This is a genomic window from Yersinia vastinensis (genome assembly GCF_044905075.1).
GTDB lineage: Bacteria > Pseudomonadota > Gammaproteobacteria > Enterobacterales > Enterobacteriaceae > Yersinia > Yersinia vastinensis.
Genome location: NZ_CP173260.1, coordinates 1,725,014 through 1,744,420 on the forward strand (window position 1 = coordinate 1,725,014; position 19,407 = coordinate 1,744,420).

The following is a 19,407-nucleotide window of genomic DNA, read 5'->3' on the forward strand; positions in this document are numbered from 1 at the left end:
GGATAAACTGCGGAGAAAGAAAAGGGCTGCCAATGCAGCCCTTGAATCAATGCGCTATGCCGCGAGATGCTGAACCAGCAAGTTGATGCCAGTACCGCCGATCAGCAACCAAGCAAATAGCATGAAAGCCAGCAACAGTGGTTTGATCCCCGCCTGACGTATGGAGCCGATATGAGTGGTTAATCCCAGCGCCGCCATCGCCATCGCCAGCAAGATGGTATCCAGTACAATCAGGTGGTTGACCCATGCCGCTGGCAACAAGTTAAGTGAGTTGAAACCGGCCATCAGAATAAATATCACCGCAAACCACGGAATGGTGATGGCACTTTTCTCACGTTTTTCTCCGGGGGCCTTCGTGCCATTACGGCCTAAATAAGCTGAAAGCAACAGCAAAAACGGAGCCAGCATCATCACGCGGATCATTTTGGTGATAACCGCCGCATTTTCAGCATCAGGCCCCATCGCGTGACCTGCCGCTACCACCTGTGCTACTTCATGAATAGTCGAACCAGCAAAAATACCAAAGGTTTCCTGAGTCAATGGCAACCATTGATAATGCAGGTTCAACTGATACAGCCACGGGTAGATAAAAATAGCCAGCGTCCCGAAAATGACCACTGTCGCGACAGCAACCGCCACTTTACTGGCATCGGCTTTCAGTACTGGCTCAGTGGCCATAATGGCCGCCGCACCACAAATACTGCTACCAGCACCAATCAGCATGACGGTTTGCTGGTCCAGACCAAATAGGCGTTTACCCAACCAGCACGCCAGCACGAAAGTCGAGCTTAAGGTTAAAAGGTCGATAATCATGCCAGTAGCTCCGACATCAGCAACTTGCTGAAAAGTCAGCCGGAAACCGTACAAAATGATCCCCAGCCGCAGCAAATGCTGTTTGGCGAGCAGCACCCCATCAGCACAGACCGGTTGTGCCCATGGATACAGCGTGTTACCCACCACGATGCCGAATAAAATAGCCAGAGTCAGTGCCCCCAGCCCCATGTTGATAAACCACGGCATATCACCCACTTTAAGTGCTGCCCCTGTAATCACACCGGTCAACACCAAGCCCGGTATATAGCGGGTTAGGGCAAACTGCTGTGGTTGGGAGAGTCCTTTAGTTTGAGAAGTCGCCATGTTATCTCCTGTGTCCCGTAAAGATTGCGCACAGTTTACCTGCTCACGATATAATAGATAAATTCATTATATCTTTATAATCAATCTATATAAGTGGTAAGTCTATTTGAAAACGATAAGAAAAACGGGTGATGCTATTGATGATGCAGGCCAGGACCCAATATGTCCGCTTAGTGTTGGCGTTATTGTCCTGTCGCCTCACTCACCTCAGGGACGGGCTGGTCATAGGTATACGGGGGCGAGTCACCGAAATAACAACCCTCATCTATATCTCCGGATGGAAGTGTGCAGGCAATAGCACATTCACTCGGCTCTCCTCCATCTTCTATACAAGCATTTGCAGACAGCGGAATAATTAATGAAAGCAGTAAGTATTTAATAGGATTATTCATGAGAAACACCTCAATAAATTAAATATATCCACAGAATGAAGATGTGATAAATTCAAGAGGAATACTCATTTCCATGTTAATTAATAATGTTTATACCTAATATATACAATGAGTTACCACATCAAAGAAAGAATATGACGATAAAGCTCACAGCGCAATGAACTAATACTGGTATTAATGGGACTAAAGCATCGGAATAACCTGCAGGTGGTGGATGAGACTTGCGGGGAAAACGGGTAATTATGCTACAGTGGTAACATTAAATAGGCGATATAAGGTTTTAGTATGAAAAAAGGAAAACCAGAAAAGTCGCTTTGGGTGATATTAGTCATTGCACCACTTATTTATTTATTGATTCCACCTTATATAGTCGCTTATTTTTTCAAATTATATAACTTGAACCCTTTCCATATTGCGTTGCTACCACATTTTAATCCGTTTAAGACTGAGCGCGGTATTCCACTCTCGTATGTATTTAGTTATCTTTTAATTATGTGGTTGATTTTTAACGTGGTTATTAGTGTGATTTTTGGGATTATTTATCGTATCTTCTTTCACTCAGATGACGATGACTAGTATTTTTACTGTTTAATTTCATCCCTGATAACCTCCCGATTTTACTCAAAGGTGTTAGTCTTATACGGTAATTGAGACTATATAATCTGTTCGTCAACTCCATAGTCACTGATGAACAGAGTGATAATAGCGTCCTCCATTTTTTACGACAGAGACCGTTATGCACATAACCTTACGTCAACTTGAAGTCTTTACTGAGGTGCTAAAAAGCGGCTCCACAACCCAAGCATCGGTTGTGCTCGCGCTTTCACAATCGGCAGTCAGCGCAGCGTTGGCGGATTTGGAAGGGCAATTAGGAGTGCAACTTTTCGATAGGGTCGGTAAGCGTTTAGTGACCAATGAACATGGGCGGCTGCTTTACCCCAAAGCGCGTGCGCTTCTTGATCAATCCATTGAAATAGAACAACTTTTCCTACAGGATTTAGGTGCCTTACGTATTGCTGCCAGTAGCACTATTGGCAATTATATGTTACCGGGCATGATTGCCAAATACCGACGTGATTTCCCCGGCACGCCGCTGGAGCTGAATATCGGCAACACTCAGGATGTGATTGAAGCGGTTGCTGATTTTCGCGGTGATCTTGGTCTGATTGAAGGGCCGTGCCATATGCCTGAATTATTGACACAGGCTTGGCAGCGAGATGAATTGGTGGTGTTTGCAGCACCGGACAATCCGTTATGCCACAGGATGCTGACTTTGGATGAGTTAGCCAATGCAGCGTGGATCCTACGTGAGCGGGGATCAGGTACACGTGAAGTGCTTGACCATTTACTACTGGCGAAATTACCCCATTTTAAACTCGTCATGGAGCTGGGTAACTCAGAGGCCATTAAACGGGCGGTGCGTTACGGCATGGGGATCAGCTGTTTGTCACGTCGGGTCATTGCCGATCAACTCGCCAGTGGGGAACTGGTCGTGCTTAACATTCCTTTGCCGCCACTTTTTCGCACGCTATACCTGATTCATCATCGGCAAAAACATATCTCCAACGCCTTGCAACGTTTCCTCAGTTATTGCCAAGAAGAGACGTGAATTGGCGGGTTTTCGTACAAGCGTATTAGCCGCATCATAGAGAGAGTTTTAAGTGTTTTACACCAGTTAAAAGGGGGATTGTGGCTTGAATACCCTGTTGCCATGAGATTCTTCTGACAATCGAGCTTTTGCTAATAATAGGGTTGGGATCATGAAGGTATCTTATATCAGCGCATTGTTACTCACAGAGCCGGTGGGATTTGTTACAATCCCGCCTCATTTTTAAGGGCGGATTAGGGTAAGAATGACTCAGCAACATACTAAAATCCCAGCGCAGCAGGGTGCACAGCGCTTACGCCGGGAGCTTAAATCACGGCATTTAGCCATGATTGCAATCGGTGGTTCAATTGGTACTGGTCTATTTGTGGCCTCAGGGGCGACAGTATCACAGGCAGGCCCAGGTGGAGCATTGCTCTCCTATGCATTGATTGGCCTGATGGTCTATTTCTTGATGACCAGCCTCGGTGAATTGGCGGCGTTCATGCCGGTATCGGGTTCATTCTCGACTTACGGTTCAAAATACGTTGAGGAAGGATTTGGCTTCGCCCTCGGCTGGAACTACTGGTACAACTGGGCGGTAACTATTGCCGTTGACTTGGTTGCTGCACAGCTAGTGATGAATTACTGGTTCCCTGAGACTCCCGGCTGGATTTGGAGTGCGTTATTCCTCGGCCTGATGTTTTTACTGAACTGGATATCAGTTAAAGGTTTTGGTGAAGCGGAATACTGGTTCTCACTGATTAAAGTAACCACCGTTATCATCTTTATCATCGTGGGTGTGATGATGATAAGCGGCATCATGAAAGGCGGCGAGAGCGCAGGTTGGCACAACTGGACTATCGGTGACGCACCGTTTGCAGGGGGATTCTCCGCAATGATTGGTGTGGCAATGATTGTCGGGTTCTCTTTCCAAGGGACGGAACTCATCGGGATTGCGGCAGGTGAGTCAAAAGATCCGGGCAAAAATATTCCCCGTGCAGTGCGTAAGGTGTTCTGGCGTATTTTGCTGTTCTATATCTTCGCTATCCTGATTATCAGCCTGATCATTCCTTATACCGACCCAAGTCTGTTGCGTAACGATGTTAAAGACATCAGCGTCAGCCCGTTCACTTTGGTCTTCCAGAATGCAGGTCTGTTGTCAGCGGCAGCAGTGATGAATGCGGTTATTCTGACAGCAGTATTATCGGCGGGTAACTCCGGAATGTATGCTTCGACCCGTATGCTGTTTACGCTGGCGTCAGAAGGTAAAGCTCCGCGTATTTTCGCCAAACTTTCTAGCGGCGGCGTACCGCGCAATGCGCTATATGCGACGACTGTTGTAGCAGGGTTGTGCTTCTTAAGTTCCATGTTTGGTAATCAAACAGTCTATCTGTGGTTGCTGAATACCTCAGGGATGACGGGCTTTATTGCTTGGTTGGGTATTGCTATCAGCCACTACCGTTTCCGTCGTGGTTATATGATGCAAGGCCGTGATTTGAATGACTTACCCTATCAGTCGGGTTTCTTCCCGTTAGGGCCGATTTTTGCTTTTGTGCTGTGTTTGATCATTACTTTGGGTCAGAACTATCAAGCATTCCTGCAAGATCGCATCGACTGGTATGGGGTGACTGCAACTTATATCGGTATTCCATTGTTCTTGGTGATTTGGTTCGGCTATAAGCTGACTCGTGGTACTAAGGTCATTAAATACAAAGAGATGGAATTCCCGAAATGGCGTGATGAAAGTCATGATGATCAAGAACCGAAAAAAGCGGTACTGATTTCTGACTAACATAAAGAACCAATAAAGAGTAGGGCGATAATCTTATCGCCCTTTTTTTATGCCCCAAATAGGTGTTTTCTTCATCTTCTTCCGCAAAAAATTTCACTGATTTTGCCATATTTCCCTCATAACATCATGGGTAAAATGCGCCTCATTGATTAAATGATTTTACAAAATAAGCAGTTACATAGAATTATAGCAAATCAGTTATAGTAATCTTATTGATAAGTATTATCGTTTGCTTTATTGTTAGCGGCAATTGATAAGAAAGTGTAAGGGCGCTGGATATCCTGAATCTGCAAAAGGTTCTGCCGATAACCCCATCATCTCTATGACGCCCGCAGCAGGTAGCAGACATAAATGAGTATAACCACTGAACCCATGGCAAAAACACCGCAGCAAACTGATGTCAGCGTTATGGGAAGTTATAAGAATATTGTACGTCACCGTTTGCTCATTATGGGTGTTTTGGTGTTGGCAATTGTCGGTTGTTTGTTGCTGGACTTCACTATGGGGCCGTCGGGCCTCACATTGTCGTCGTTGTGGCAGACACTTATTGATCCGGCCAGTGCCGATGCAGGAACTCGGGTGATTGTTTGGGATATTCGCTTACCTTATGCCTTGATGGCCGTGGTGATTGGTTTATCGCTCGGGCTTGCTGGGGCGGAAATGCAGACCATCTTGAATAACCCGCTGGCGAGCCCCTTTACTTTGGGTGTTTCCTCTGCGGCGGCCTTTGGTGCGGCGTTAGCGATTGTGTCAGGGATTGGCATTCCGGGTGTGCCTGATCAGTGGTTTATCTCTGTAAATGCGTTTATTTTTGCCCTGTTTGCTGCACTGATGCTCGATGGGATTACGCGCTGGACGCGGGTCGCGACCTCTGGTGTGGTGCTGTTCGGCATCGCACTGGTCTTTACCTTCAATGCGCTGGTCTCGATGATGCAGTTCATTGCCAGTGAAGATACGCTGCAAGGCTTGGTATTTTGGACGATGGGCAGTCTGGCGCGGGCATCATGGGCCAAACTTGGTATCATGTTGGTGGTGTTCGCCCTGATGCTGCCATTGTCGATGATGAGTTCGTGGAAACTAACCGCATTGCGTTTAGGTGAAGACCGAGCCATCAGTTTTGGTATCGATGTTCGTCGCTTGCGCTTGGGAACTTTGCTGCGTATCAGCATGTTATCAGCACTGGCCGTGGCGTTTGTCGGGCCGATTGGTTTTATCGGTCTGGTCGCCCCGCATATTGCCCGCATGATGTTTGGCGAAGATCACCGTTTTTATCTGCCTGCCAGTGCTTTGATTGGCGCACTGGTGCTGTCCATGGCATCGATTGCGTCGAAAAACCTGATCCCCGGCGTCATTATTCCGGTTGGGATTGTAACCTCGCTGGTGGGGGTGCCGTTCTTCCTAAGTATTATTTTGCGCCATAGGGGGAATGTATGACTGCTGGCTTATGTATTGAACACTTTAATGCGGGTTACCCGAAACGCCCGGTGATTCAAGATTTAACCGTGCCATTGTTACCGCGCGGCAAAATCACGGTATTGCTCGGACCGAATGGCAGTGGCAAGTCCACCTTACTGCGTGCATTAGCGGGTTTAAATCGCGCCCAAGGCCAATTGTGGCTAGAGGGTAATGATCTGATGCAGATGCCGTTTGCCCAGCGGGCAGAAAAAGTGGTGTATTTGCCGCAATCCTTGCCAGCCGGAGTCCATCTGCATGTGCTGGAGTCGATTATCGTGGCCCAGCGCGCCTCTGGTGGGCGCAGCAATGCCAGTAGCGAAGCCGAAGTGATGGCACTGCTGGAGCAATTGGGTATTGCTCATCTGGCACTCAGCTATCTGGATCAACTTTCTGGTGGTCAGAAGCAGTTAGTGGGGTTAGCACAATCCCTTATTCGCCAACCATCGCTGCTATTGCTTGATGAACCGCTCAGTGCGCTAGATCTTAACTATCAATTTCATGTGATGGATCTGGTGCGTAAGGAAACCCGTAAACGCAATATTATTACCGTGGTTGTGGTTCATGACATCAATATTGCTCTACGCCACGGTGACCATGTACTGATGCTGCAAAACGGCACACTGATTGCCGATGGTTTACCGGAAGAGGTGATTACGCCACAAAGTTTGGCCAAAGTGTATGGCGTGAAAGGGCGTATTGAGCGGTGTTCACAAGGAACATCACAAGTATTAATTGATGGGTTAGTGACTGAACCCACAATATAAGTCAGTTATTTTGATGCCTTATTCTTACGGTGGGTAATAGCATCGTGATGTAAGGCATATATTTGAGAAGTCATTGGTTTAATAAAACAATAATTATGTATTAAGCAGAAATCGTTGGAAGCGCTATTTCTGCTTTGGTGAGCTATTGCCGGTTTTTATAAAAATAATATTTATCACCTGCCCGTCAGGCGGCATCGCCACAGGCAAAAAGAACCTGATGGAAAGGCTCTGAGTAAATTATATCTCATGGAGAACGTACAATGGCGAAGGCCAATAAGAGTTTTAGGAAAACTAATGCTGCGGCATGGGTGATAGCGACAATTGTTTCATCTCAGGCATATGCAGCTGAAACCAATACCACGACAACAGACACCATGGTAGTAACTGCGTCGGGCTTCCAACAACGTATTCAAGATTCAGCGGCGTCTATTTCTGTTGTGACTCGCGAACAAATTGAGAATAAAGCATATCGTGATATTACCGATGCGCTGAAAGATGTTCCGGGTGTAGTAGTCACTGGTGGTGGGAGCCACAGTGATATCAGCATCCGTGGTATGGCGGCGAAATACACGCTGATTCTGGTGGATGGCAAACGCGTTGATACTCGTGGTACACGACCAAACAGCGATGGTTCCGGTATCGAACAGGGCTGGTTGCCACCACTAGCAGCGATTGAACGCATTGAAGTCGTCCGTGGCCCAATGTCCTCTTTATACGGCTCAGATGCGATGGGCGGGGTGATTAACGTTATTACCCGTAAAGTGGGTAAAGAGTGGCACGGTACGGTGCGTGCTGATGCCACATTGCAGGAAGATTCTAAATCTGGTGATATTTATCAGACCAATGCTTATGCCTCTGGCCCATTAATTGACGGTTTACTGGGATTAAAAGTCAGCGGCCTACTTTCTCATCGTAGTGAAGATAGAATTGTCGATGGTTATAATGAACAGCGCTTAAGAAATGGTGCGGCGACATTTACTCTGACCCCCGATGATAAGAACGAATTTGATTTTGATATTGGCCATTATGTGCAAGACCGAAATTCAACTGCCGGACGTTCAGTGGCATTAAACGGTAAAAGCAGTGATGTGCAATATGACCGCAATAATTATGCTGTGACTCATCACGGTTATTATGATTTCGGTAATTCAACCAGCTATGTTCAGCGTGACGAAACTCGTAACCCATCGCGTGAAATGAAAAGCGTCGATAATGTCTTTAATAGCCAAACCTCATTCTTATTTGATAGCCACACATTAATTCTGGGCGGCCAATATCGCTACGAGGAATTATATGATGAGGGCAATCAACTTGCCTCCGCCAGTGATTTGACTAAATTAACACGCTGGAGTTGGGCCTTGTTTGCCGAAGATGAATGGCAGATGACCAATGATTTTGCCCTGACCGGCGGTATCCGTATGGATCAGGATGAAAACTATGGCACTCACTGGACACCGCGTTTATACGGCGTTTGGCATCTGGCAGAGCAATGGACATTAAAAGGTGGTGTCTCCGGCGGTTATCGTTCACCTGATTTACGTCAGGCAACTGAAAACTGGGGGCAAATCACCGGTGGTGGCCGTGGTGATCCGGCAATCATTGTCGGTAATGCTAACCTGAAACCAGAAAGAAGCCTTAGCCAAGAAATTGGCATTCTCTGGGATGATCAGGAAGGTATGAATGCGGGCGTAACACTATTTAATACTGATTTTAAAGATAAAATCACCGAAGTTCGTCGTTGTACAGATACTACCGGTAACGCGTCTGGTCAGTGCATGATCAACGGTACACCGTATAAGTTTATCAGTGATCGCACCAACGTCGATAAAGCCATGACCCGCGGCGTGGAAGCAACTTTCGGCTGGGATATCAATAAAGAGTGGTCCCTGACCTCCAACTACACCTTCACTCAATCTGAACAGAAGAGTGGGCAGTTCTCTGGCCAGCCATTGAACCAGATGCCAAAGCATATGTTGAACGGCACACTGAACTGGCAAGCCAGTGAAGAACTGGCCACCTGGATTCGGGCTAACTATCGCGGCAAAACCTCGGAATATCTTGACCGTACCAGCATGGGCACCCAAACCCCGTCTTATACATTTGTTGATATCGGGGCAAACTACCGACTGACAAAAGAGTTCCGTCTCATGGGCGGCGTCTACAACGTGTTAGATAAACGTGTGGATATTGAAGTTAACGATAAAGTTCTGGATGGGCGTCGTTATATGGTTGGGGCGAGCTATGATTTCTAAATCCCCTTTGTCCTTGGCGCCGCAGGGGTGTTAGCTGCGCTTACTCACCCGAATCACTGACTTGAGTCAGCTCATCGGGATGTGTTCGCTGGCTGCCTTCCTGCAACACCAATGACGTCGGGGATGGGTTTTGTCCTTGGCGCCGCAGGGGTGTTAGCTGCGCTTACTCACCCGAATCACTGACTTGAGTCAGCTCATCGGGAATGGGGTTTTTCCTTGAAATGTCAGGGGTTAGCTATATTAGTTGACCCCTGTTTTCTTGATTAGCTCAGGCCAATATCAATGACTTTCTTGAATGCTGCTCTTTGGGTCAGGTCATAATACCAGCGCTGTAAATGGGGTAATTCTGGGCGCTCGATAGCCAGATTAAACCAAGCATAAGCCAGACATCCCAACGGAATATCGCCAATCCCGAACTTATCACCAGAAAGAAAATTCTGTTGGCTAAGGGCTGCATCCGCAATTGCCATTAAGGTATTGAGCTGCTTAATGCCTTGAGCGATTTTTGCTTTATCTTGTCGTTCTGGTGCCGTGCGTACTAATCCAATAAACACGGCTTTAAACGGCTCCACGACACTGGTCGACGCCCAATCCATCCATTTCTCTGCGCTGGCACGTACCTGCGCATCTGCTAAGTAAAGGGCATTTTCCCCATATTGCGCCGCCAGATAGCGCACAATGGTATTGGACTCCCACAGAATGAAGTTATCATCTTGCAGGCAGGGAATCAGACCATTTGGGTTCAATGCGCGGTACTCTGGTGAGCTAAGGTCGCTATATTGACCGCCAGCATCCGTACGCTCATAGCTAAGGCCCAACTCTTCCAGACACCACAACACTTTTTTGACATTGGTCGAATTATTCCGACCCCACACCTTCAGCATATAAATCCCCTTGAGTTAATTTAGCGCCGTTGCCAATGATGAATTTCCCAGTCATGTAAAATGGCTAAGTCCACCAATTCTGTTCCCGGATTGATGACGGTGGCGCGATCGACATATTCCAGCAACGGTTTGTCATTGATTGAATCGCTGTAACCATAAGTGCGTTGGAAAGCTAATTGGGGCGACTCTGCAAGCCACTGTTTCAGCCGCTCGACTTTACCTTCGCGATACGTCAGGGTGCCATAGGTCTTACCCGTGTAACGGCTGTTTTCCACTTCCACGCCGATAGACAGTGCTGCATTGGCGGAAAAATGCCGTGCAATGGGGGTGACTAAATGCTCACCTGTGGCTGAAATAATCACAATATAATCGCCACGATCACGGTGCCAGCTCAGTAATTTTCTGGCTTGAGGATAAATACGGGGCAGGATATCGCGCTCAATAAAACGCTCAACCCAACCCGCTACTTCCAATTGGTGCTTCCCCACCAAGGGCGACAAGGTCGATTCCATATAACAGGACATTGACAGGCTCCCCTGATAATACTGTTTCATTAAATATTGTTCTTGTTCTGCCAGCTCTACGGGAGCAAGCCCCTCATTAACCAGCCAGCGCAACCATAGGCCAGAGCTGTCATCGCTGATCAGCGTTTCATCAAGATCAAACAGGGCCAAATCCATTAAGCCACCTCTGGGTTGATAAATCGAATGAAGTGAAACCTAACAGTGCTTGTGCTGGACATCAGTAAATTCCTCACCGGAATAACGAGCATCAATGATTAACCTAATACTTTCTCCCTAAATAGGGAAGTTAAGCAGGTTAGTGAATCATTAAGACAACATTGTGAACGAGCCGATGTTAATGCGGATAATGATGAAAGAAATAACATAGAACGGATTGATATTGGTGCGTCGATAAAATTCGGTGTTAATTGTTTTATATCGTTTGGGTATAGATTGTTAAATATCTAGTCTGAAACGCTCTTAAAATGACTTTTTACCGCCACAGCTCAGGAGCTAGTTATGCTGATTATTCGTTTGTATGGTTGTCCAGTTTTCATTGGTTCTGAGCAAAAAAAGCAGCCAACTGAACATTCTGGAGTCAAAAATGAGCCACCAACCCTTAAGCAATCCACTATTTGTTAATCAATCAGCAACGAGTACGGCAGCCACTAACGCATTACCGTTATTGGATATTTCATTACTCAACGGCAGCGAAACTGAACGTCAGGAATTTTTAACGGCTCTACGCCATGCCGCTCGAGATATTGGATTCTTTTATCTTACCGGGCATGGAATTGACCCCGCGTTATTACAGCAAATTCAAACCCTCTCACGTGAATTCTTTGCGTTGCCAGATGAAGAAAAATTGGCGGTGGCGATGGTGCACTCCCCCCATTTCCGCGGCTACAACCGTGCGGCATCTGAACTCACTCGTGGCCAACCCGATTGGCGCGAACAGTTTGATATTGGTGCTGAACGAACCCCATTACCCCACAACTCAAGCACCCCAAGTTGGGCGCGACTACAAGGGCCAAACCAGTGGCCTGAGGCGTTGCCTGCGTTAAAGCCCGCATTACTGCAATGGCAGAGAGAGATGACCGGTATGGCACTGCGGCTATTACGCGCTTTCGCTTTGGCTTTGGACTTGGATGAAAACGCCTTTGACGAGTTGTATGGCGACAAGCCGAATGAACACATCAAACTTATTCGTTATCCAGGGCGAGAAACCACTCAAAGTGGGCAAGGTGTTGGCGCGCATAAAGACTCGGGTTTCCTCAGTTTCTTATTGCAAGACCAACAACGCGGTTTACAGGTTGAAGTCGAAGAGGGGCATTGGATTGATGCTGTTCCGCAAGAAGGGACTTTTGTTGTCAATATTGGCGAGTTATTGGAATTGGCCAGTGACGGCTATTTGCGCGCCACAGTCCACCGCGTAGAAACCCCACCCGCAGGGACGGACCGTTTGTCTATCGCTTTTTTCCTTGGGGCGCGTCTCGATGCGGTGGTGCCGCTATATCAGTTGCCTGCATCGTTGGCGGCACAAGCTCGTGGGCCTGCCAGTGACCCACAAAATCCACTGTTTCGTGACGTCGGGTTTAATTATCTCAAAGGGCGTTTGCGCTCGCATCCAGATGTTGCCGCGCGCTATTACCCTGAAACCCTTGGTTCTTAACACTAACCTAATGACCTTAGGTTAATTAATGATAAAAAATTTATTGTTGGGATGATGATGATGACTAAAACACCTGTTTCCGGCTGGGTACGTACTGCACTACTGACTGCATTGGTATCAACATTGACATTATCAGCGCAGGCTGCTGAAGCACTGCGGGTTGCCGCTGATCCGGTTCCTCATGCAGAAATTCTGCAATTTATCCAAAAACTGGATCCGTCGTTAAATCTGAAAGTCATAGAGATCCCAAATGGGGTGAACTCTAATGAATTGTTAGCGCACGGTGATGTGGACGCCAACTACTTTCAGCATGTCCCTTATCTGCACTCTCAAGAGCAAGCGCTAGGACAAAAATTTGCTGTTGCCGCGACGGTGCATATTGAGCCACTTGGGGTCTATTCCCATAAACATAAAACTTTTGCGGATGTACCAGAAAATGGCACCGTAGCGGTGCCCAATAACGTCACTAACCTCAGCCGTGCACTCTATTTATTGCAAGATCAGGGGCTGATTACCTTGAAACCGGGCTTTACCGATCCGGCGAAAAACCAGGCAACACCCAAAGATATCGCCAGTAATCCGAAGCAGTTAAAAATTCTGGAAATTGAATCACCGCAGATTCCACGCTCACTCGATGATGTTGATTTAGCTGTAATTAATGGCAACTATGCACTGGAAGCAGGTTTGAATCCGGCAAAAGATGCATTGGGGTTGGAGAAGGCGGCAGGAAATCCATACGCCAATATTTTGGTGACTACGCCATCGTTGGCCAATGATCCGCGAATCAAACAATTGGCAAAAGATTTGCAATCTCCGGAAGTGGCAAAATTTATCACGGATAAGTACGCCGGCTCGGTCATTCCAGTGGCAGGCATTAAATCATGATTAGCATCGAACGCCTGAGTAAAACCTATCCACAAGGAGGGCTACCGATGGTGGCCTTGGAGGAGGTCTCACTTGAGATCCCGACCGGCTCGGTGTTCGGTATTATTGGCCGTAGTGGGGCAGGGAAAAGCACCTTGATCCGTTGCCTTAATCTACTGGAACGGCCCACTTCGGGCCGTATTCAGGTTGATGGCCGTGAGCTAACCGCATTGTCTGATAGCCAATTGCGTTTGCAGCGACAGAATATCGGTATGATTTTCCAGAATTTCCACTTACTTCATTCACGTAACGTATGGGATAACGTCGCTGTTGGCTTAGAAATTATTGGCATGCCGAAAGCACAGCGGCAAAAACGAGTGGCTGAGTTATTAGACCTAGTGGGGTTGAGTGACAAAGCTCGCGCCTTCCCTTCGCAATTATCCGGTGGGCAAAAGCAGCGAGTCGGCATTGCCAGAGCGTTGGCGGCCAAACCCTCTTATTTGTTATCCGATGAAGCGACCAGTGCGCTGGATCCAGAAACTACCGCCTCGATACTGGCGCTGCTCAGTGATATTAACCGCCAGTTGGGGTTAACCATTGTGCTGATCACCCATGAGTTGGATGTGGTGAAATCCATCTGCGATAACGCAGCGTTACTTGAGCGTGGGCGGGTGGCTGAAACCGGTGTCATCGCAGATTTGTTGGCATCGCCTCACTCCCGTTTAGGGCGCTCATTACTACCGGCACGTGGCCCGGTGTCAGTCTCTGGTTTGCCAGTGGCAGAACTGACTTTTTTCGATACGCTATCGGCTTCGCCAGTCCTCAGTGAATTGGCTCAGCAACATGCTGTGGGGGTGACTTTGCTTGGTGGTGGCGTGGAATCGATTGGCGGTCAGCGGGTAGGGCGCTTGCAAGTTGATTTCAGCCACCCAGACGGCGGGTTGAACTTGACGGAAGTCCTGCAATTTCTTAATGAACGGGGTGTGAGGGCTGAACTGATATGAACAACACAATGAGTTGGCAGGATCTGCTAGCACTGGTGGCCAATGCAACGGGGGAAACCCTATACATGGTGGTCATTGCTACCTTTTTCACTGTATTGATTGGTTTACCCTTGGGCGTTTTATTATTTGTCTCGCGCCCTAATGGCGTGTTGCCAGCGCCCCGGCTAAATACCTTGATAGGTGCCATCGTCAATTTAGGACGATCGATGCCGTTTGTGGTGTTACTCATTGCATTAATTCCTATTACGCGATGGATTATCGGCACGACATTAGGCAGCACCGCCGCCATTGTCCCCATCACGTTGGGGGCGATTCCCTTTTTTGCCCGTGTGGTTGAAGCCGCGCTGGATGAAGTGGATAAAGGGCGTATTGAGGCCATTCTATCCATGGGCGGATCGGCGCGGCATGTGATCCAAAAAGTTTTATTACCAGAGGCGTTACCGGCGCTGTTAGCCGGGATAACCTTAACTGTCGTCATGCTGGTGGGGTTCTCGTCAATGGCGGGAGTCATTGGTGGTGGCGGTTTGGGTGATTTGGCGATTCGTTATGGTTATCAGCGATTTAATAATGAAGTGATGGTCGCGACGTTAATCATATTGGTGATTCTTGTTCAGGGTGTCCAAAGTTTGGGGGATAAGTGGGTCAGGTCACTGGCCCATCGGCGCTAAGGTTCTCACCTTATATTATTGATTTACCCCCACGCCTATTCGAGCGCTGTATGTGGCGTCTCTCGATGAGTTCCGAGATACGGGCCATTTCTTACGTATATTGGCAGATTCTGAAACACAACAATCAAGGGGAAAATTAGTTTTCGAAGAGGGCGGACATGTTTGGCAACGGACGGTGTTGTGTGCATTACCGTGGTTTTTGGGTAGGAGTGCGCTCTCCTACCCGATTGAAAATTAGCTGTTTAATGCCTGTGCCAAATCGGTAATCAAATCTTCTGTATCTTCAATGCCAATAGATAAGCGCAGTAACTGCGGAGTAATGCCGTGTTTGAGTCGAGTTTCTAATGGAATTGAAGCATGCGTCATACTGTAGGGCTGGCTGATTAAGCTCTCGACACCACCCAGACTTTCAGCCAGCGTAAACAGATGTGAGCGCTTAATCACTGCACGAGCAAAGGTATCATCGCCTTTCAACCGGACTGAAATCATGCCACCAAAACCGGCCATCTGTTTGGTGGCCAGCGCATGTTGTGGGTGACTTTTCAATCCCGGATAATACACATTTTCCACTTGTGGTTGTTGTTCAAGCCACTCAGCGATGCGTTGAGCACTCTGATTGTGTCGCGCCATTCGTAAAGCCAGCGTGCGTAAGCCGCGCAAGGTCAGGAAGCTACTGAAGGGGTCTAGAATGCCTCCCACGGCATTGTGTAAAAAGCCCAATTGTTCTGCCAGTTCAGGGTTATTTCCTACCGCAGCAACACCTGCAACCACATCAGAATGACCATTAAGGTATTTGGTGGCTGAATGCACCACAATATCAAAGCCCAACTCTAGCGGGCGCTGAATGTATGGTGAGGCAAAGGTATTATCCGCGACACTGATCAGGCGATGTTTTTGGGCAATTGCAGCAATGGCGGCCAAATCCGCCAGTTTTAATAATGGATTGGTTGGGGTCTCCACCCAGATCATTTTGGTATCAGGTAAAATGGCTTGCTCCAGTGCTGCTGTATCCGCTGGAGAAACATAGGTTACCCGCAAACCCGCGGTGCGGCTGCGGACTTTCTCCAGTAGGCGATAAGTCCCACCATATAAGTCATCAACGGCAATGATATGACTGCCTTGATCCAGTAGTTCCAGAACAGTTGAACACGCAGCCAGCCCTGAGGCGAAAGCGTAACCTCGCGTGCCACCCTCCAATTCTGCAATAGCTTGTTCCAGCGCAGTTCGCGTGGGATTACCACTACGAGAATATTCATATCCGGTGTGTTCGCCGGGGGCGGGTTGCGCAAAAGTCGATGTCGCATAAATGGCGGGCATCACCGCACCCGTGCTGTCAGGGGTATAACCGGCGTGGACGGTTAATGTGTCGAACTTTGCCATAGTAAAAATCCTTAATAAGAGAAGATTAAGCCAGCTTTTGACGCCAGGTATTCAGGACATCGGTACGAGTAATCAGACCAAGGAAACGGTTGCCATCAAGCACTACCGCGACATGCCCATCATTGAAGGTGGTCAGGAGCGAGTGGTAATCCGCCTCTTTTTGCAGCGTGTTAACCTGACGTGTCATCGCGGTACTGACCGGTAATTTAAAGTGGTCGGCATCGGCTTGAACTGCATTCAGCAGATCCCACTCATCAATCAGCCCAACGACTTTTTCACCGTCTAATACCGGTAACTGTGAGATGTCATAGAGGCGCATTCGGGCATGGGCGATGGCCAGAGTGTCTTCTGGTGTGACCGAGACGGTCGCCCCATCTTGATGGCTATAAGTGATGTAATCGCGCAAATCTCCATGCTGAGGTTTGCTTAATAATCCCTGTTCCAGTAGCCAGTAATCGTTGAACATTTTCGACAGATATTTATTCCCGCTATCGCAGACAAAGGTCACTACCCGTTTTGGTGTAGTTTGTTCACGGCAATAGCGTAATGCTGCAGCCAGCAAAGTGCCGGTTGACGATCCTGCCAGCACCCCTTCTTCACGCAGTAAAGTTCTCGCGGTGCTGAATGCCTCAGCATCATCAATTTGATAAGCTTTTTTCACCTGAGAGAAATTACTGAGCGGTGGGATGAAATCCTCGCCAATACCTTCAACCAACCAGCTTCCGGCATCATTAATCTGTGAGCTGCCGACATAATCAGCCAGAATAGAACCCGCGGGGTCAGCTAATACAAACTCTGTCGTGGGTGAAATATCGGCAAAGTATTGGCTTAGCCCACTCAATGTGCCGCTTGAGCCTACGCCCACCACAATGGCGTCAATATCTTCCCCCATCTGCTGCCATAGCTCTGGACCAGTGGATGTCCGGTGGGCCGCTGGGTTTGCCGGATTATTGAATTGATCGATGTAGAAAGCGCCGGGAGTCTCTTGAGCCAGGCGTAGAGCATAATCCTGATAATAAGCTGGGTGACCTTTACCGACATCTGAGCGGGTTAGCAGCACTTGCGCGCCTAATGCCCGTAAATGGAAAATTTTCTCCTGGCTCATCTTATCCGGCACCACCAAGACCAGTTTATAGCCTTTGAGTGCCGCAACCAGTGCTAGCCCAAGACCGGTATTGCCCGCAGTCGCTTCAATAATGGTGCCACCAGATTGCAGCAGGCCATCTCGTTCCGCTTGTTCAATCATCGAGAGGGCGACCCGGTCTTTAATCGAACCTCCTGGGTTTTGATTTTCCAATTTGACAAACAGTTGGCACGGGCCGGTATCAAAGCGAGTCAGCTCCAGAAGAGGGGTGTGGCCGATAAGGTCAAGCACCGAGCGAGGGATAGCCATGATTTTCTCCAGCAAAAATATGAGTTAACAGAGTGAGTTCGATTAACAACCTATGGCGGGATAATAGCGCTGGCAGCTTAGGCACTAAAAAGAACAAATAACCCTCTTATATTCCTTTTTGGAATATATTTGTTTGTTTTTAGATGTTTAGGTGCTTAAACGTAAAGACGTTTAGATAGGGAGATGGTTAGCCGTATGGCCATCACTAGGTGGTGAAAAAGTGCATCTTTACAAAACAAAACGTAAAACTACGCCCAATTGACTCAGCAATGGGATAAATTTAGAAAAGGTGCTGAAGTATGACTAAGCTAATATTTCAGTATCAGTGAAAAGACGTTACTTTTTCGCTAATTGGACTGTGGTTTGTTCTGTGGGCACCACATATTTCCGATTATTTGCAAGGATACTCTGGCGATCTCATGATGAAATTTACCCTCCCGTTTAAGATAAAAAAGTTTACTTTCAGTGCCGGATTATTGCTTTTGGTACTGCCTGCGGCCCATGCGGCTGATGACCCGGCACCTCCTGCGGTAGATGCCAAAGCGTATGTGTTGATGGATTACAACAGCGGCAAAGTGCTGGCTGAGGGTAACAGTGATCAGCGTCTCGATCCGGCCAGCTTGACGAAAATTATGTCCAGCTATGTGATTGGGCAGGCGATTAAAGCCGGTAAAGTGCATCCGGATGATTTAGTGACGGTTGGGAAAGATGCCTGGGCTACAGGTAACCCGGCGTTGCGCGGTTCTTCGCTGATGTTTTTGAAACCGGGCGATCAGGTGAAATTATCTGATTTGAACAAAGGCATTGTGATTCAGTCAGGTAACGATGCCAGCATCGCGTTGGCCGATTATATTGCCGGGAGTCAGGATAGTTTTGTTGGCTTGATGAATAATTACGCCAAAGCGCTGGGTTTGACTAATACCCATTTTATGACTGTTCATGGCCTTGATGCGCCGGGGCAGTACAGTACCGCGAGTGACATGGCCGTGCTGGGGCAAGCCTTGATTCGCGATGTGCCTGAAGAATATGCGTTGCACAAAGAGAAAGAATTCACCTTCAACAAGATTCGCCAAATTAACCGTAACCGTCTGTTATGGAGCACTAATCTCAACGTTGATGGGATGAAAACCGGTTTCACGTCTGGGGCAGGGCACAATCTAGTGGCTTCAGCAACCGACGGGCCGATGCGGTTAATCTCCGTCGTGCTGGGTGCTCCCAGCGATAGAGTCCGTTTCAGTGAAAGTGAGAAACTCCTGACTTGGGGATTTCGTTTCTATGAAACCGTGGTACCCATTAAAGCCACCAAGCCTTTCGTAACGCAGAAAGTCTGGTTTGGCGATACGGGGCAAGCAGAGCTGGGTGTTGCGCAAGACGCAGCGATCACTATCCCCAAAGGGCAGATGAAAAACCTGAAGGCCAGTTATAAGTTGGATCAAACTGAACTGCGCGCACCATTGGCGAAACATCAGGTAGTCGGTACCATCGATTTTCAGCTGAATGGCAAAACGATTGATCAGCGCCCGCTGGTGGTATTGAACGAAGTCAAAGAGGGAGGCTTCTTTAGCCGTATTTGGGACTTCGTGATGATGAAACTCAGTCAGTGGTTCGGTGCAGTATTAGGTTAGTTTTACCCATTGATGACTCAAAAAGGGGCGACAT

The 19,407-nt window shown here is 47.9% G+C and carries 17 protein-coding genes; 11 read left to right on the forward strand and 6 right to left on the reverse strand.

Features of this window, described 5'->3' with window-relative positions:
* Positions 1-54: 54 nt before the first annotated feature.
* Both ACIOG0_RS08040 and ACIOG0_RS08045 read right to left on the reverse strand, forming a co-directional pair.
* Entirely contained in the window at positions 55-1,137 is a 1,083-nt protein-coding gene (locus tag ACIOG0_RS08040) for a YeiH family protein (protein WP_050097056.1), read from the reverse strand.
* Between the two features lie 182 nt (positions 1,138-1,319).
* A complete protein-coding gene (locus ACIOG0_RS08045; protein ID WP_128450884.1) occupies positions 1,320-1,529 on the reverse strand; it encodes a hypothetical protein in 210 nt (69 codons plus the stop codon).
* Between the two features lie 285 nt (positions 1,530-1,814).
* Between ACIOG0_RS08045 and ACIOG0_RS08050 the strand changes: the two genes are divergently transcribed.
* The 6 genes from ACIOG0_RS08050 (at position 1,815) to ACIOG0_RS08075 (ending at position 9,380) form a co-directional block, all read left to right on the forward strand.
* Complete coding sequence (locus ACIOG0_RS08050) at positions 1,815-2,105, forward strand: hypothetical protein (protein ID WP_050097057.1); 291 nt, start codon at positions 1,815-1,817, stop codon at positions 2,103-2,105.
* A 160-nt stretch (positions 2,106-2,265) separates the two neighbouring features.
* On the forward strand, positions 2,266-3,138 hold the full coding sequence (gene yieE, locus ACIOG0_RS08055; protein ID WP_050097058.1) for a DNA-binding transcriptional regulator YeiE: 873 nt from the start codon (positions 2,266-2,268) through the stop codon (positions 3,136-3,138).
* Between the two features lie 244 nt (positions 3,139-3,382).
* Complete coding sequence (locus ACIOG0_RS08060; RefSeq protein WP_050097059.1) at positions 3,383-4,909, forward strand: amino acid permease; 1,527 nt, start codon at positions 3,383-3,385, stop codon at positions 4,907-4,909.
* A gap of 351 nt (positions 4,910-5,260) precedes the next feature.
* Positions 5,261-6,343 carry an iron ABC transporter permease gene (locus ACIOG0_RS08065; protein ID WP_050139761.1) on the forward strand — a complete coding sequence of 361 codons (1,083 nt, stop codon included), beginning with the start codon at positions 5,261-5,263 and terminating at the stop codon, positions 6,341-6,343.
* Positions 6,340-7,128, forward strand: coding sequence for an ABC transporter ATP-binding protein (locus ACIOG0_RS08070; RefSeq protein ID WP_050139760.1), 789 nt, complete (start codon positions 6,340-6,342; stop codon positions 7,126-7,128). The genes ACIOG0_RS08065 and ACIOG0_RS08070 overlap by 4 nt, the downstream gene beginning before the upstream one ends.
* A 260-nt stretch (positions 7,129-7,388) precedes the next feature.
* The gene (locus ACIOG0_RS08075) at positions 7,389-9,380 is read left to right on the forward strand and encodes a ligand-gated channel protein (protein ID WP_050097062.1); all 1,992 of its coding nucleotides are present in this window, start codon (positions 7,389-7,391) and stop codon (positions 9,378-9,380) included.
* 263 nt (positions 9,381-9,643) lie between these two features.
* On the opposite strand, the gene ACIOG0_RS08080 is transcribed toward ACIOG0_RS08075, so the two are convergent.
* Both ACIOG0_RS08080 and ACIOG0_RS08085 read right to left on the reverse strand, forming a co-directional pair.
* Positions 9,644-10,264, reverse strand: a complete 621-nt coding sequence (locus tag ACIOG0_RS08080; RefSeq protein WP_050097063.1) for a glutathione S-transferase family protein — start codon at positions 10,262-10,264, stop codon at positions 9,644-9,646.
* 20 nt (positions 10,265-10,284) lie between these two features.
* Positions 10,285-10,944, reverse strand: a complete 660-nt coding sequence (locus tag ACIOG0_RS08085; RefSeq protein ID WP_050139759.1) for an HAD family phosphatase — start codon at positions 10,942-10,944, stop codon at positions 10,285-10,287.
* A 427-nt stretch (positions 10,945-11,371) separates the two neighbouring features.
* Here ACIOG0_RS08085 and ACIOG0_RS08090 point away from each other — a divergent pair, with 427 nt between their 5' ends.
* Genes ACIOG0_RS08090 through ACIOG0_RS08105 form a run of 4 tightly spaced genes read left to right on the forward strand, consistent with a single transcriptional unit; the run spans position 11,372 to position 14,975 of the window.
* Positions 11,372-12,439, forward strand: a complete 1,068-nt coding sequence (locus tag ACIOG0_RS08090) for an isopenicillin N synthase family oxygenase (RefSeq protein WP_050097733.1) — start codon at positions 11,372-11,374, stop codon at positions 12,437-12,439.
* Positions 12,440-12,499: 60 nt separating this feature from the next.
* Positions 12,500-13,324 carry a MetQ/NlpA family ABC transporter substrate-binding protein gene (locus ACIOG0_RS08095; RefSeq protein WP_050097734.1) on the forward strand — a complete coding sequence of 275 codons (825 nt, stop codon included), beginning with the start codon at positions 12,500-12,502 and terminating at the stop codon, positions 13,322-13,324.
* A complete protein-coding gene (locus ACIOG0_RS08100) occupies positions 13,321-14,307 on the forward strand; it encodes a methionine ABC transporter ATP-binding protein (protein ID WP_050139758.1) in 987 nt (328 codons plus the stop codon). The genes ACIOG0_RS08095 and ACIOG0_RS08100 overlap by 4 nt, the downstream gene beginning before the upstream one ends.
* Entirely contained in the window at positions 14,304-14,975 is a 672-nt protein-coding gene (locus tag ACIOG0_RS08105) for a methionine ABC transporter permease (protein WP_050097066.1), read from the forward strand. The genes ACIOG0_RS08100 and ACIOG0_RS08105 overlap by 4 nt, the downstream gene beginning before the upstream one ends.
* Before the next feature lie 234 nt (positions 14,976-15,209).
* Here ACIOG0_RS08105 and ACIOG0_RS08110 read toward each other — a convergent pair whose 3' ends face one another.
* Both ACIOG0_RS08110 and ACIOG0_RS08115 read right to left on the reverse strand, forming a co-directional pair.
* A complete protein-coding gene (locus ACIOG0_RS08110) occupies positions 15,210-16,355 on the reverse strand; it encodes a PLP-dependent aspartate aminotransferase family protein (protein ID WP_050097067.1) in 1,146 nt (381 codons plus the stop codon).
* A 25-nt stretch (positions 16,356-16,380) separates the two neighbouring features.
* Entirely contained in the window at positions 16,381-17,748 is a 1,368-nt protein-coding gene (locus ACIOG0_RS08115) for a cystathionine beta-synthase (protein WP_050097068.1), read from the reverse strand.
* 419 nt (positions 17,749-18,167) lie between these two features.
* Here ACIOG0_RS08115 and ACIOG0_RS08120 point away from each other — a divergent pair, with 419 nt between their 5' ends.
* Complete coding sequence (locus tag ACIOG0_RS08120; protein WP_050097069.1) at positions 18,168-19,373, forward strand: serine hydrolase; 1,206 nt, start codon at positions 18,168-18,170, stop codon at positions 19,371-19,373.
* Positions 19,374-19,407: the final 34 nt, after the last annotated feature.